This window comes from Nguyenibacter vanlangensis (assembly GCF_013376155.1).
Classification (GTDB): Bacteria; Pseudomonadota; Alphaproteobacteria; order Acetobacterales; family Acetobacteraceae; genus Gluconacetobacter; species Gluconacetobacter vanlangensis.
In genome coordinates this window covers 1-501 of the sequence record NZ_JABXXP010001303.1, presented here as the reverse complement: position 1 = coordinate 501, position 501 = coordinate 1, and the positions used below count along the sequence as shown (strand labels likewise).

Annotated in this window: 1 pseudogene; it reads right to left on the bottom strand. The window is 68.5% G+C overall.

The window, feature by feature from the left end:
* A pseudogene (locus HUK84_RS23890) lies at nucleotides 1-130 on the bottom strand (EcsC family protein); the annotation flags it as partial.
* Nucleotides 131-501: the final 371 nt, after the last annotated feature.

Genomic DNA, 501 nt, shown 5'->3' with positions numbered 1-501 from the left:
CCATCAGGTCGGCGAGGCGCACCAGCACGCCGCGGCCCGATTCGACGCGCTCCAGCGCGCTCTGCAATTCGGCGATGGCCGAGGCGTCCAGCACCAGCGGGGCGATCTCACCCCCGGTTCGATTGGTCATTCCCCGTTCCTCCTGCCCGCATCCGGCCGCGTCCGCGCCCGGGCGCCGCCCGCCGGCATGGCGTGGCGGCGGATCCACAATGCCCCGCCAATCGGAGCGAAACCTGCCTGTACGTCCATATTACCCCTCTCGCAAATGCGCCGTCACGCCGTATATGGTTGTGATTGCAGGGACGACATGGCCGCGCCGCCCGCTGGGGACGCGGCCCTGGTCCGACGAGACATGCGTTGACGAGACATTAGGTTGACCCGGACATACGTTGACCTGGGGGAGACGACCGCCCTTTACATACGGCCGCATGCAAGGAGATCCGAATGGACCCGATGATAGCCACACGGCGCCCCGGGCGCCCGCGCCTGGCGCCCCTGCTG